We start from the raw sequence: 14,833 nt of genomic DNA, 5'->3' as shown, positions 1-14,833 counted from the left end.
AAGTTTTAAAAAGAAACATTAAATCCGACTGTAACTGATTTTGCAATGGGCTGTGCATAGATATTTCCGTAGGTTTCCGGATCAAAGTATCCTTTGTATCCATTACTGAACACAAACAGGTTACGTCCTTCGATGCTCAATCTCAAACTGCTGATTCCCATCGGACTGGTGAACTCTTTAGGGAGTGTATACCCTAAACGAATGCTGCTGATTCTTACATAGCTGATCTCTTTTGCCCAAACATCCAGTAAGCTGTAGGCATTGGAACGGTTATCGGCAAACCACTTATTCGCCATCCATCCAGGATTGCTTTCCATATCAGGACTGGTGATTCCCGGAAGTGTAGTTCCGGCCTCGTAGATATCTTTGGTATAATTTCTTCCTCTGTCCAGATCCATTCCTCTGTAAGATGGCGACCTCATCACTGTCTGCTTGAAGTTGAAAGCCGCAGAAACAGTCATATCAAAGTTGCGTACTTTAAATGTATTGATAATTCCTCCTGTAAATTTAGGATCCCTGTCTCCTACATACGTGAAAAGATTTCTAAGCTCCTCGTTGGATAATTTGGTATCTACAAGCTGACCCGGAAGGAAATCTGCGTACACGTCATACAGTTTGAAAAAATCTTCGGCTGATATTTTTTCATTTCCTTTCCAGAACATTGGATTTCCGTTTGCATCCATTCCTGCAGTTTTCAAAGCAAAAACGGCATTTACAGGAAGCCCTTCTCTTGAAGGAAGTAAGGCATTGTTACGAGGCTGTTCGCTAAGAACGTTGCTCTTGTTGTGGGCAAAGTTAATCGTAGTGCTCCATTTGAAATTTTCTTTGTCGATGTTTCTTGTCGATAAAGCCAGTTCAAAACCTTTATTGGTCAAACTTCCCCAGTTCATCATCGTATATTCAAAACCGGTTTCAAGCGGTGTTTCTTTCATACTGATCATGTCTGTTCCTTTTCTGCTGTAGATATCCGCAGTAAAGCTGATCCGGTTATTTAGCATTCCCAGATCAAGACCAAAGTTGACATTGGTTGTTTTTTCCCAACGCAGTTTATCGTTTGGAGGGCTGATCACGTTGATGATATTCTCTTTAGATCCCGGAAGAATCGTTGCATCATAGTATTCACCGATAAAGAACGGAGATGTATTACGGTCTATATTTCCCTGAAGACCATAAGAAGCTCGTAGTCTAAGGTTAGAAATTGCCGTAAGATTCTTCATGAAGTTTTCTTTCGTTACCAGCCACGAACCTGAAACGGCCCATATCGGAAGGTACTTGTATTTTTTATTAACTCCGAATAAATTGGTCCCGTCATATCTTACACTTCCGAAAAAGGTATATTTCTGGTCAAAAGTATAGGAAGCTGTCGCAAACATGGATGCATATGCATTCTCAACTGGTGGCATTTCGCGGTAGGTTTCGTATCTTCTGTCCGAAGCATCGTTGGAATTCGGGAAAACGATGGCTGTTGCTTTTCTTGTTGTATCGTCATAACCGAAAGCCCTGGTTAATGTCGTATTGTCTTCCGTTTTACGGATTTCTGTTCCGGCCATCAAATCAATTTCATGTCTTGAATTGATTTTTGTGCTGTATGATCCCTGCAATTTCCAGTTGTACTGAAAAAAGTCGTTATCCCAGTTTTGTTTTACGCCACCGTCAGGGAGGAAATAGCGGAATGCCCCATCTTTGTAATAACGGGTTCCTTCTCTCATTTTTCTGGTGAAGTAGGTATTCTGAGCGGCAAATTTCTCTGTCTTGTTGCTGTCATACTGCATCCCGAGCTGAGAAGTAATTTTCAGATCTTTTGTTATTTTATATTCTAAATCGAATATGGCTTTTAAAGAACGGTTCTTCAGGGTATAACTTGTATTTTCTCTTTCTTCCAGGAAATTAAAAGGAATATACCGGTCAGAGAAACCATCAATATCCTGATCATATCTGTAGGTTCCGTCCGGATTGAACGGGCTCAGGTAAGGATTGGCGTTTCTTGAATAATTGATAGGGTTGATGGAGGCATCAGCATCGGTCACAAATGATTCACGCTCACTTTGTGTTCCGAAAACGGAGATTCCTGCACTTAGCTTATCACTTAGTTTATAATTGTTTTTTAAAGTCAGGTTATATCTTTTAAAACCAGTCCCGATGGTTGTTCCCTCTTCATCATAATATCCTAATGAGAAATAATAATCTGAACGGTCGCTTCCTCCTGAAATGCTTACTCCATACTGCTTATTGATCGCGTTTCTGTAAAGAAGTTTCCCCCAATCGGTATTGTTACTTCTTAAACCATCCAACTGCTGACGGGTAAACGTATTCAATGCTCCTAAACCTCCGTTTCTGTAAGCATCCAGCTGTCCGTTTTTCATTAGAATCCTCATCACTTCCCCTTTATCGGCACGATAGGTCAGGTCGGCACGGCTTGCAAGCATTAATTCCAGATCTACTTTTTCAGAAGCATTCAGAAGGTTAAGCTTGTTAAAATCCGGGCGGGATGTCACGAAAGTATCGGCTGAGAAATTGATTCTCATGGTTCCTTTCTTCCCTTTTTTAGTCGTAATAGAGATTACTCCATTGGCCGCTCTGGCTCCGTAAATAGCGGTAGCCGCAGCATCTTTTAAAATGGTGATATCCTCAATATCATTAGGGTTTAAACCTGCAACAGAAAAATTCTGAAGCTGGTCTATATTATCTTTATCACTAAAATTAGGGACATCATTTCCTTCTAACGGAAGACCGTCTACTACCCATAACGGATCCTGCGGACCTGAAAGAGAAGCGGTTCCTCTGATTCTGATCTTTGCCGGACCTCCGGGAGACCCTGTCTGAGGCGTCACCACAACCCCAGCCACCTGTCCCGAAAGCATCTGGTCTACACTGGCTACTCCAGCCTGGTTGATGTTATCCATTTTCACGGTAGCAACGGCGGAAGTCTGCTTTCGCTTTTCAATTTTCTGATATCCGGTAATGATAACTTCCTGGATCTTATTTTTGTCTGATACCTCAGGGATCAGTCTTACGGTATAGTTGGTCTGGCCTTCACTGATCTGAATGACTCTGGACTCATAGCCGGGATAGCTTACCAGCACAGACCTTGTGTCTGCAGGAATTTCCAGGATAAATTTCCCGTTACTGTCGGTTACTGTACCTACCGATACACTTTCAATAATTCCTACCAGGTCGGTCTTTGTAGAAACAGACTGTGTTTCTATCTTTACAGATGCTCCGGAAATCATAGCGGATGTATTTCCGTCTTCTATTTTTCCTGTAATGGTCTTCTTTTCCTGGGCAAATGCAATCTGAGCCGCCAAAAGAGGTAAAAGTACTAGAGTTTTTTTCATAGCTGATTATTTGTTTAAAGCCTCTTCTATCCGGATGATCAAGTCTGCATCATGAGCCCTGGAAGCTTCATCTCCTCTGTTTTTATTTCTATTTAATACGTTCAATATTTTCTGTAGTTCTGCTCTTTTATACGTAGTGACTTCAGATACTCTTTTCATGGATGAATAGTTGATATTCCTCAGACTGTGGTCTTCTTCATGGAAATTACAGATCATCGGAATATTCAGGGTATGCTCTACTTTTAAAGCTTTTACTGCTGTTTTTTCAAATAATTTATTGACGGAAACAATCAGAGCATCTACATAGTTTTTCTGTGTCATCTTTTCGAGAATCGTCAGGCTTCCTTTTTTATTGAAAACAGCGGTTCTCAACTGGTCAAACAGGTCCTCTACGGTATAAATCTGTTCTTTTGAACCTGATACCTCATGTTTTAACTGGTTTTCAATCATTCTGAGGAGTCTGTCATCCATCAGCAGGGAATAAATATTCGCATACTGCATTCCTCTAGCCAATGTGTACGGAGTCTGCTCGAAAGGTCCCATCGGGGAATTTTTCACAGAATACGTTTTCTCCGTAATCGGGTTAAAGAATAACCATTCCGGAAGATTAACTGAATTTTTAATCAGATAATCCACGGCTCTTTTCTGGATTTCGGCAGGTACCGCTTCATAGGCTTTCTTCTTGCTGCCAAAGACGGTATTATCCAGATAGATTCCGCCTACATTCGCCATCACATGACCCGTGTACAGATCCCATTGTCCGATAGCACCCATGTACAGTTTTCCTGCATCAGTATAGGTCTTTCCGTCTTCATACGTCCACTTCAGAAGGTTGTCTATAACGATTCTCAAGTTTTTCATTCCATATTCGCTGGCCTTCATGGCATCATCTCCCAAATCTTCAGACTGCGAACGCGGATCAATAGTTTCCAGATAGCTCTGCTGTTCCCCATAGAAATACAATGGGTCATCTTCATGTTTTTCGATCAGGTCTCTAAGCGCCTTTTTCTCTGATGCTGCATCAGGATACCAACGGTACCCCCATTCTATCGCATGTTTGTCGTAAATACCGATCTTCGGGGTGATGGCAGTAACTCCATCTTCCGGCTGCGCTACGTAGTTGTATCGTGCATAATCCATAATGGAAGGCGCAGTTCCCCCCATTTTATCTGTAAACTCTTTTGAACGGAGAGATTCTACAGGAAAGGCAAAGGAAGATCCCATATTATGTTTCAATCCAAAAGTGTGTCCTACTTCATGGGACGATACAAAACGGATCGCCTCGCCCATATGCTCATCGCTAAATACATTTCCTCTGGCTTTAGGATCTATTGGTCCTGTCTGAATTCTCATCCATTCCTGAAGAGAAGTCATTACGTTGTGCCACCAGATAATATCCGATTCAATGATTTCGCCGCTTCTCGGGTCTACCACTGAAGGTCCCATAGCATTCGATTTTGGTGATGCTACATAGGTGATTACCGAGTATCTTACATCATCAATATCAAAGTCTTTATCGTTCTCATCAGGCATTTTTGCGATCACTGCATTTTTAAAGCCCGCCTTTTCAAAAGCGGCCTGCCAGTCGAAAACTCCTGCAATGATTTTCTCCCGCCACTGGATAGGCGTTGCAGGGTCTATATAATAAATAATGGGCTTTTTGGGTTCTACCAGCTCGCCTCTTAAATACTTTTCTTTATCTTCATCTTTAGGTTCCAGACGCCATCTGGTGATGAACTGTTTTTCATCCATTTTCTGCTGACGGTCGTTGAATGCCCAGTGTTTTTCACTGAAAAAACCGACTCTTGCATCTCCAATTCTGGGCTGCATCGGTACCTGGGAAAGCAATACCAGATTGGTCGTGACTCCAAGGGTTACCGGCAGATCTACTCCTCCTTCATTCACGGATGTGGTCAGCTGGGATTTGACCACCAGGTTCTGAGGAAAGGTTTTTACGCCTTCGATGTAGGAAAGATTGGACTTTACAGATCCTCCAAGCCCTACATTGGCCAGAACATCATTAAAGCTTTTCTGATTTCCGTCAAAAATCTTATTTACTTTAATGGCTACAGACGTAGAATCATTGTTCTGGGCTTCAATATCAAAAACCTCGATCACAGATTCTGAAAAGTTGTCTTTTACAGATCTTGTGATGACATCGTTTTTAGGTGATGATACTTGTGGAACCAATGTTTTCACCCATACTTTTTTGGCTACTGCATCACGGTGAAAAGAAATGACTTTGTTTTCATAGTTCATTCCTTTGTTCAGCCCGGCTTCGTTCACCTGCATCGGTACCTGCGACAGTTTATTGACCACCAAAAACTGACGTCCCATTAAGCTGTCGGGAATTTCAAAATAAACATCGGTCTTCACCTGGATGGTATTGAAAAGTCCTTTTTTGTAGGTTCCTTTTTTAATCAGATCATCAATTTTCTTTGCTTTCTTTGATGAACCCTCCGTTTTTTCCGATTTTTCTTTATCTGTTTTTAATGTGTCTTTTTTCTGTGCGAGTACTGCCGGTGAGGCTAATGCCAATCCTAAGTACAATGCCAGTCTGTAGTTCTTCATTACCATAGTCCGATTCATTCCAAATTATTAGATATCTCAGTTTCAGCTCGCAAAACTATACGTAAAGAAATAATATCAACAGCATTAGGGAGTGAGAGGTAGTTTTTCGGGAGTGAATGGATTTCATTTTTTATTCTAATAATGGTAAAATGCATATGAAATATTCACCATCTACGGAAATATTAACAGAATTCTTTTTAAAATAATCATAAACCTGATTCAAATAGTCAATTCCGAATTTCGCTCCCTGAACATCTTCGTCCGTTTTAGGCTGCCAGGTATTCTTCACTGTAATTCCCTCATCGCCCACGGTGATGAGAATGTCCAGAGGATGATCGATGGTGGCGATATTGTGTTTTATAGCATTTTCCACTACCATCTGAAGAGACAGATACGGAATCCGCTTTTCCAGGCTTTTGGGATGATGAACGATCAGATCAAAGGTCAGCTCTTCATCAAACCGGCTTTTGAGAAGTTCCATATACTGCTGAATGAACTTGATTTCCCGGGCTACAGGGACGATATTTTCCTGTGGAGGTACGATAAGGTATCTGTAGATCCTGGAAAGATTCATGGTAAACCGCTGCGCATTATCTTTATTGATTCCTATGAGCATATAAAGGGAGTTCAATGAATTGAAGAGGAAGTGCGGATTGATATTGTTTTTAAGCTGCTGAAGCTGGTGCAGCGCTTCTACCCTATGCATTTTTTCATTCTCAACCAGCAGCAGGTTTTTTTCGGACTGTACCTTTTCTTTTTCTTTATAGGCCATGTTGGCAGCTCTGTGAAATAAGATAAAAACCGCTACAATAAGGAATAAAGCCGCCAGAAAAATATAGACGGTATACATTTTTGTACTGCTGACACTTTCATCGATCAGGAAATTCACATGGTTTACTACGGCATAGCCATCAAAATTATCTGTTTTCAATGGTTTCACGAAGCGGGTCACTTCCAGATTAAGATACTCGGAAATCCCGATTCCTTCTGTGTAGCCGGGTTTTGTGGTACTGCATAGGGTATCTTTCGGCTGAATATCTGTAAAATCAAAGATATTTCTTCCTAAATATTTCTTTTCCGGATGGGAAATGCAGATGCCTTCTTTGGTGAAAACATAGGCATAATTGTTCAGGCTTTTATCGATATTGGAGAAATATTCGTGAAGGTCGTTCAGGCTCACCGCCGAACCGTAATAGAGTATATTTTTCCTCGGCAGTACCAGTGAGTCGTAGCTTACCCAATAGGTAGTGTCTTTTCGTGTGGTCAGGAAATCTCTGAAATGTCCGGATCTGTTGTTTTCTATTTTGGTATACTTTACGTCTGCTGATTTCTTTGTCTGCATATCGGACAAATTACTGTTGCTCATCGATTTTCCGGAAGCTGCATCATAATACGAATACCAGCTGTAGGGCAACAGGCTTCCTTTCCTGTTCATATTATTCAGGACGGAAGAATATTCTTTGTAGTTTTTCAATCCGTCTTTCTGGATGAGGGCCCGCAACAGGTACTGGTATTCTTCTATATTTCTGAATTCTTTTTCCAGCGTTTCATATTTCTGGAAAAAGGTTTTCTTAGCAAATTCTTCATTGCTTTTCCGGCTGTCGCGGGTAATGAGAAAACTCAGCATCGCAAAGGCAACTACCGCAATGAAACAAGCCGACAAGGCTGCTATATAAATAGATTTCTGGGCGAGTATATGTTTAAAATTAGTCTTCATTTCTTTCCTTCTTCTTCATTATATTTAATGATCAATCTTTAAAATCTTGTCATAAGATTCTTCTTATGCATCTGGTGGATGCATTTTTTTTGGGTGTGATTTTGTAAGGTGTGTTTTTACAGGTTCTTTCTCTTGAAATCAAAGATTCGACGTAGTCAAACAAAAGACCCAAAAGTTCATGGCTGGAATCTTCCCGTTAACAGAATGCTTATTTTTTTTAACGCAAAGTTTGATTCCGATACTGTTTACTATATAAGGTTGCAAAGAGGGAATCAACTGCATGGATTCGATGAAGCGTGTGTTTTATACGTTGCTTCATCAGCCGTTTCACCGCTGTCCTTCCTTTTGTCCAGCTACAAAGCGTTTTAATAAACATTTGCATTAAAACAAATTTTACAACATGCTTTAAAGACAAAATACTTCCCAGATCTCCAGATTTTTGTGATTCCTAACGGATCTTATTTCCAAAAAGTTACATCCTGTGTCCGTGACTTTTTTCCATAAAAAAGTTCCATTAGCTTTCTAATGGAATTAGTTTTTTTCAGCGGAGATATGGAAAATTATTGCCGAGCACTTAATGCCCCTTTTATCTTTTTGCGATACCATTAAAAATAAGTTGCAAATATACCATTAAATATTGAAAGCATCTTGCAGTCATTGTTGCTAAAATCAAATAAAACGACTCCACAGGTCACCACAACCGATCATTACGACCTTTTCCTTCAACTTTCCGGCTTACCTCTCAGCGGAGGCAGCCATTCGCAATGCTTCTTGTCAGTGCTCTTTGATACTATTCCAAAATTACAATCAATTCACTTTTCTTAACATAAATAGCCATTATCATCTCCTAAGGAGAGTTCCCATGTTGTCCATTCCAATGGAATAAGTTATTATTGTCTGAGAAAATAATCTTTTGACCGCATAATTATTCAGATGATCAACATATACCGTAAAACAGCTTTAATTGAAGGTTTTTCCTATCTGATTCTCCTGTTCATTGCCATGCCTTTAAAATACTTTTTAAATATTCCGGAAGGAGTAAAATATTTCGGATGGATCCATGGGGTTTTGTTTCTTGTATTTATGGTAGCCCTCGTAGCCGCCGCAATACAATACAGATGGAGTTTTAAAAGAATTATGCTGTATTTAATAGCTTCTGTACTTCCATTTGTCCCATTGATCCTGGATAAAGGTCTCAAAAAAGAGTATTCTCAAAAAACGAAGTAGACTTCCCCCCCCTATTATTACCTTTTATCAGTCACCATTATTGATCATCATATTGAGTAGCCGTTTTCAGATCCTGAACGCTGCCTGATTTTCGTGACCATTATTTTAGAATTTTTACAGGTCCAGCAATTTAATTCAATATTAAATTCACTAAATAATGACATATATCATTTCTTTATTATTTTTTCACTGTCTGTTGAATATTATATTTGCCGAAAACTTTTAATAATATTATGAAAAAACAAATTTTATTCTGCGTCAGTAGTTTACTGATGCTTTTCATGAGTTCATGTTCTACAGAAGAGCTGAATACGGATGTAACTCCCGGCAGTCCGGAAGCAAAAGCCAATCGTTTATCGGCTTCCAAATTTGCAGGAGACGGAATTTATGATGTCTTAGGGCATGGTTATAATGTTGCCGGTGAATATGCCAATGCTACTGCAGCGGGTTTTAAAGTGATCGATATTGATCGTTTTAAAATAGAACAGGCGAACAGGTTAGTGAGCGAAAACACATTCTCACAGGAGTATGTTGAAGAATATGGTGAAAATGCAGAGTCGTATTCTAAAATGGTTTCTACCAAAGTAAATGTTACTGCGGGTATCCCATTGTTTAAGAAAACACTTTCAGTAGGATTCAATTCAGCAGTGACCACAAACAATAAGTTTGATGCAAAATACATCTACGGAAGTTATAATCTGACGATCAAACAGAAAAGATTAAGATTCAATGCAACAACAGATATGTTGGGAGATTATCTGACTCCTGAGTTTGTTCAGGATCTGCAGACAAAAACTCCACAACAGATTGTACAGGACTACGGAACTCACGTGGCCCTTGATATTTATACAGGTGCTAAACTGGACGTTCTGTTCCAGGCAGAAACAAGAAGCCAAAGCCGTGATCGTGCTGCAAGAATTGGGGTGAAAGTAGGAATGAAAGATATTTTTGATGTAGATGTTACCAATGATGTGAATACTGCTGAATCCTCCATGAACTATTCTAAAAAATTAGCTTATAAAACCAGAGGAGGAGATCCTTCAAAAGGATTGGTAGGAGATCTGAACCTTGATCAGACCAATCCTAAAATTAATATTTCCAACTGGCAGAACAGCTCTAATCCGAGCAATTCAGTTTTGGTAGATTTTGGAAACAACGGATTGGTGATTATTTACGATCTGGTGAAAGATGCGGCTAAAAAAGCTCAGCTTAAAGCTTATGTAGATCAATATCTTATCGACAATAAAGTTTATCTTGAATTCAATACTATTTCAATTTACAGATATTACAACGGATTAGATCATTATTATACAAAAACTCCGGGAAGCTATGGCGGGTATTCTTTTGAAGGGATAGAGTTCAATGCATTTTTATATAAAGCTCCAAACACTGTTCCTATTTACAGATATTATAACGGGAAAGATCACTATTATACAAAAACTCCAGGGTATTACCAGGGGTATGTAGAAGAAGGAATTGAGTTTAACGCATTTGCAACTCAGCAGCCTAACACTGTTCCTATTTACAGATATTGGAATGGTAAAGATCATTATTATTCAAGATCAAGTGTAAGACCGTCCGGTTATGCATCTGAAGGAGTTGAATTCTATGCCTATTAATTAAAATATATTGATATTTTATAAGCAAACCGTCTCATTTTTGGGACGGTTTTTTTGATGCTGTAACGAAGGAGTGTATTAACTTTTTTCCAGCATAATTCAACCATTTGTAAATGTAGTAAATATCTAATTAAAGTGTCTATGAGCCAAGTCACCAACATGCTTAACCAGTTGATTTACAGTTAATTTTACTGATTACTTTGACCATTAATTTGGAATTTAAAAATCGTCAAGAAGCCTAACATATTGTTTTTCCTTTATTTGAAGATTGTGACTCTACCAGACCGGTACATGTCAATTAGAAATAAAAGAGCCTTAGAAAACCTTATTCTAAGACTCTTTTTGCGGAGAGAGGGATTCTATAACCTCTCTTCATCTCTTTATTGATAAGCGTTTCGCGATAGCATTTTCTGAAAGGCCCTTTAAGTAGCCTTATGAAATGACGATATAGGATTGTAATTCCAATAGAATCATCTAATTTTCCAAAAGAGTTTAAAACAGAAATTTTCCCTGAACCACATCCAAAGACACCTTTTGATATGCAAAAGCTCTAATTTTTCATGTAGATTTTAAATTGGACCGTACAATTTTTACTGAGTAACTTAGACATCATAAAGCCATTGTGAGAAACATTATTTATATTTGAAGAACATTAGAAATCATCTATAATTTCAAAAACTATCTCTCATAAAAATGAAAATCATTATCGCAATTTTCCTCTTCATCTCAGGAGTTCTGTTTTCTCAAAATCAAAGATTTACTTATGAATATTCATTCAAGCTGGATTCATTAAATAAAGAAAATGTTGATAAGGAAATTATGAATCTTGATATCACAAAAGATGGTTCTTATTTTTATAGTGCTTTGCTGATTACGCGGGATTCTCTTTTCAAAGCTGAGGTTGAAAAAGGAAAGATTTCAAATTCCATCAGTATTGATTTTCGAAAAATCAAACATCCGAAAGCCAATTTTAGAGTTTCCAAAACCTATCCAAGCTTGGAAACAGTTTATCATACCTCACTTAATGCAAGTAATGTTGCAGTGAAAGAAACGAAAAAAATGAGTTGGACCATTCTTCCGGAAACAAAAAGTGTAGAAGGCTTCAAAGCTCAGAAAGCAACCACTCAATTTGGCGGAAGAAATTGGATGGCGTGGTTTACCAATGACATCCAAATCCAAGACGGACCTTATAAGTTTTGTGGTTTGCCTGGATTAATCTTAACTATCGAAGACGAAGGAAAAACTCATATTTTTAATTTAGTGGGGAGTCAAAAACTGGATGATACCCCTTCTCTTATAGATTCAAAAATGAAAGAGATCTTTATTACAAAGGAAAAATTCAATCAGCTTTGGAATGAATATATGAAAGACCCTGCAAAAAATATTAAAGTAATGCATAGTTCTTCGGAAATGTCGGAAACAATCTTATTTAACTCGAACACGGGAAGCCCAATGACAAAGCAGGAATTAATCAGAAATAAAGAAAATGGTGCGAAAAAATTCTTATCGAAATTCAATAATTTTATAGAGAAAGACCTCTACAATAAGGAATAAAAGTGTAGATGAGATTCTATTTTCACCTATTAGTTATCTCATATTAGTTATCTTATCAAATATTTGCTTTTTCCTGTTTTCTAATGTTCCGCTTACTTCCAGAATTTCATTGCTAAAATCTCCAATCCAGTCTTCTAAAATATCATTTACTTCCTGTCTTAGATTCGGCAAATCAGATTCTTGACACGATATTAAATCCACTTTTTCTATTGGAATAAAAACTAAAAGGTCAATCTCAGCAATTGCCGTGGTCATTTCTTCGTAGAGCGAGGATATATTTTTCTTTTTGCTTACTGCATAAATGTAAGCCAATAAGTCTAATGGACAACGGTCAAAAATCGTATTGCCATCACTATTTTGCAGTTGTTCTACAGAAAAATTGAATTGCTCCATATAATCTTCCAACGTTGGTATCTCTGAAAACAAATATCCTTCTTCCTCAAGTTGTAAGTAAGGCTCATTTATAAATTCATAATCAGGTAAACTTTCAGCAATCTCTTCCGCCAAAGTTGTTTTTCCGACTCTATGGGAACCCGTAAAAGCTATTCGCATAATTAATTAGTTTCTATTATTAATCGGTACTCTTTCAAAAAATATTTGGATGTTTTTTACTTTTCTTTGTGACCTTATACAGCTTGCTAGGCAAAGTAATTCCCTCAACAAATTGGAGGAAATTTTTTATCTTGATATGTCTTGTAATAACATAAAGCCAATATCTTTACATATTAATGAATTGATTACCAGTTATTTGCCAAAAACAAAAGGCAGCTTGGGTTTTTAGCTAAAAAACATACTATTTTTACTCCTCAACGAAGCTCTGGGCTGACTTTACAACGGATATTTTACCACCGATGGAGCACTGGCACGTAGAGTTATCTAATAGTTCTTTTTTACCCTCAATTTCAAAATCAGAGGTATTGTCCCATTTAATTGGTGAAGGAGTACAGGAAGATCTTAAAACACGACACATCCCAAAAGGCTTAATGTTAATATCAGGCTGTTTGTCCTCTTCTGTGGCCTGTGGTTTTCCATCAATGCTCATAAAGGATTGACTGGTTACTGTGAGCGGAGTTGGTGAAGCTCCTTTGTCACATTTTAGCTGGGTGGTATCTGTGATGCATTTTGGCATATTGTCATTTTTTTGAAGTTTTCTTTTTTGTTGTCACTCCAATAAGCTTTCTTATATAATTATTCAACTCCTTAGATTCATAGAAGTCCATACAATGCCAAAAGATATAGTTAGCTTTACTATCCTCAAGATTTTCCGTAATTCCCATTTTATAGTAATCTGAAGTAGTTTCCTCTATATGCTTATCTAACAAATTGAGTTTATTATAGTCTGCATTTTTAATTTGGAACATATAGGATGCTGAATAATCATGACTGATAAATGAAGGGTCAGCACTTTTGTAATTATCTGACAAACACTTATGTAAAGCATATTTTTTAAGAATTACACTTTCAGTTTGTGCTGTTATTATTGTACTAAAAAATACACATAAAGCTGTACTAATCATTTTAATTCCCATACTCTTATTCTATTAGTCTGAACAAAGTCAAGTTCATTTTTTTTATTAATTTTTAAATAAAGCATACTGAAATAATATTTTGCATTTGTAGGGTCATCATGCTGTGCATCTCCAGGATATATTAAATGCCGGGTATCCCATAGGGTGAAGTGTCCAGTTGCATCATCCCATCCAGAAACATCAAATACTATGACACCTTTTGTTTTTCTTAGGTTGGTCCATTCAGCAGGGCTTATTACTTTTTTCATTGCTTTTAATTGTTGCCACTCAGTAGGGTTTACAGAATTTCTTTTTTTATATGCATCGGGCATTTTTATTTGGTCTAACTTAATATCTATTTCAGGTTTACCCAAGTGCTCCGCAAGATACGGACTTAACTCTCTAACTCTTAGCCAATAAGAAAGATTGTTATCTCCACTCATTACTCCACCTTTCGTTCCATAGCCTGAATTGCTTTTAGGTAATTTAAAACCACTTAAATTTAGTCCTCTACTCATCCGTATAGCACAAGAATTTGCCAAATAAGAGTTTAATAATTCCTCATCAGTCTTAAATTTTGGAAAATTGCCACCAATATCACTATATAACTCTTTTGATTTAATAGAGCTGTTAGGGTAATTTTTAATCATATCTCTCCAACTTGGCCTTAAAACCTGAATGGGTCTTGTCTGTTGATTCCCACACGTGGCACAAAAACGTCTTGGTTCCTCAAGTAATACAGGGATAAATTTATTAATATTCATAATAGTATATTTATGTGTTTTCTGCTTCTTCCGTCATAAGCTCAAGAGTGTGTGCTTTTAATGGCTCTTTAAAGATTGCTATCCCATCTTTATCTACTGTCCCTGATAAGGTTAATTCATTTAGTCCCTCTGCTAATGGCTTCCCATCCTCGGATTTTATAGTAACATCAATACTTTCTCCTTCTTCATAGTTTCTTGTCTGAACAATGAGATTCATATCTACAAAAAACTTGGAATCATCCATCAGAGAAGTATTCTCCTCTTCATAAGCCCAATACATTGATGCTATTTGTTTCTCTCTTGTATACTCAAACTCCCCATTTTGAGGTAGTTTGTTCATCTGAGGGGCTTTATACTCAATTTTGTCTTTAGCTGTTAATAATGAGTTTGCTCCATAGACATGCATTCTGTCTTTTGCTCCAAACTCTGTCTGTCCATCGGTGTAACCTATGAATTTTTCTTTACCATAAAGGTCCAGGTGGGCTTTTGCTGATATTTCAGTATTGGTTCCAGCAGAAATAATAGTTCTCTTCCCACT

General features: G+C 37.7%; 10 protein-coding genes and 1 pseudogene. 3 read left to right on the top strand and 8 right to left on the bottom strand.

The window, feature by feature from the left end:
* Positions 1–5: 5 nt before the first annotated feature.
* From BW964_RS21355 to BW964_RS21345, 3 genes are all read right to left on the bottom strand, one after another.
* Positions 6–3,335 carry a SusC/RagA family TonB-linked outer membrane protein gene (locus tag BW964_RS21355; protein WP_076510483.1) on the bottom strand — a complete coding sequence of 1,110 codons (3,330 nt, stop codon included), beginning with the start codon at positions 3,333–3,335 and terminating at the stop codon, positions 6–8.
* Between the two features lie 6 nt (positions 3,336–3,341).
* The gene (locus tag BW964_RS21350) at positions 3,342–5,924 is read right to left on the bottom strand and encodes a zinc-dependent metalloprotease (RefSeq protein ID WP_076510481.1); all 2,583 of its coding nucleotides are present in this window, start codon (positions 5,922–5,924) and stop codon (positions 3,342–3,344) included.
* A 112-nt stretch (positions 5,925–6,036) separates the two neighbouring features.
* Positions 6,037–7,623, bottom strand: coding sequence for a histidine kinase (locus tag BW964_RS21345; protein ID WP_076510479.1), 1,587 nt, complete (start codon positions 7,621–7,623; stop codon positions 6,037–6,039).
* Positions 7,624–8,556: 933 nt separating this feature from the next.
* Between BW964_RS21345 and BW964_RS21340 the strand changes: the two genes are divergently transcribed.
* The 3 genes from BW964_RS21340 (at position 8,557) to BW964_RS21330 (ending at position 12,023) form a co-directional block, all read left to right on the top strand.
* Positions 8,557–8,850 carry a DUF3817 domain-containing protein gene (locus BW964_RS21340; protein WP_076510477.1) on the top strand — a complete coding sequence of 98 codons (294 nt, stop codon included), beginning with the start codon at positions 8,557–8,559 and terminating at the stop codon, positions 8,848–8,850.
* 233 nt (positions 8,851–9,083) lie between these two features.
* Positions 9,084–10,469: an MAC/perforin domain-containing protein gene (locus BW964_RS21335; protein ID WP_076510475.1), complete on the top strand. Its 1,386-nt coding sequence runs from the start codon at positions 9,084–9,086 to the stop codon at positions 10,467–10,469.
* Positions 10,470–11,162: 693 nt separating this feature from the next.
* Complete coding sequence (locus tag BW964_RS21330) at positions 11,163–12,023, top strand: GLPGLI family protein (RefSeq protein WP_084176096.1); 861 nt, start codon at positions 11,163–11,165, stop codon at positions 12,021–12,023.
* Positions 12,024–12,056: 33 nt separating this feature from the next.
* Here the strand turns inward: BW964_RS21330 and BW964_RS21325 are convergent, their stop codons facing one another.
* The 5 genes and pseudogenes from BW964_RS21325 to BW964_RS22645 form a co-directional block, all read right to left on the bottom strand.
* Positions 12,057–12,575, bottom strand: coding sequence for an AAA family ATPase (locus BW964_RS21325; protein ID WP_076510471.1), 519 nt, complete (start codon positions 12,573–12,575; stop codon positions 12,057–12,059).
* 247 nt (positions 12,576–12,822) lie between these two features.
* Positions 12,823–13,152, bottom strand: a complete 330-nt coding sequence (locus BW964_RS21320; RefSeq protein ID WP_076510469.1) for a DUF4280 domain-containing protein — start codon at positions 13,150–13,152, stop codon at positions 12,823–12,825.
* A gap of 4 nt (positions 13,153–13,156) precedes the next feature.
* Positions 13,157–13,552, bottom strand: coding sequence for a hypothetical protein (locus BW964_RS21315; protein ID WP_076510467.1), 396 nt, complete (start codon positions 13,550–13,552; stop codon positions 13,157–13,159).
* Positions 13,537–14,295 carry a T6SS effector amidase Tae4 family protein gene (locus BW964_RS21310; RefSeq protein ID WP_084176093.1) on the bottom strand — a complete coding sequence of 253 codons (759 nt, stop codon included), beginning with the start codon at positions 14,293–14,295 and terminating at the stop codon, positions 13,537–13,539. Before BW964_RS21310 ends, BW964_RS21315 begins: the two co-directional genes overlap by 16 nt.
* Before the next feature lie 10 nt (positions 14,296–14,305).
* A pseudogene (locus BW964_RS22645) lies at positions 14,306–14,833 on the bottom strand (type VI secretion system Vgr family protein); the annotation flags it as partial.

Origin of the sequence: Chryseobacterium shigense (genome assembly GCF_900156575.1) — a bacterium.
Classification (GTDB): Bacteria; Bacteroidota; Bacteroidia; order Flavobacteriales; family Weeksellaceae; genus Chryseobacterium; species Chryseobacterium shigense.
This window is presented reverse-complemented; position numbering and strand designations above follow the sequence as displayed.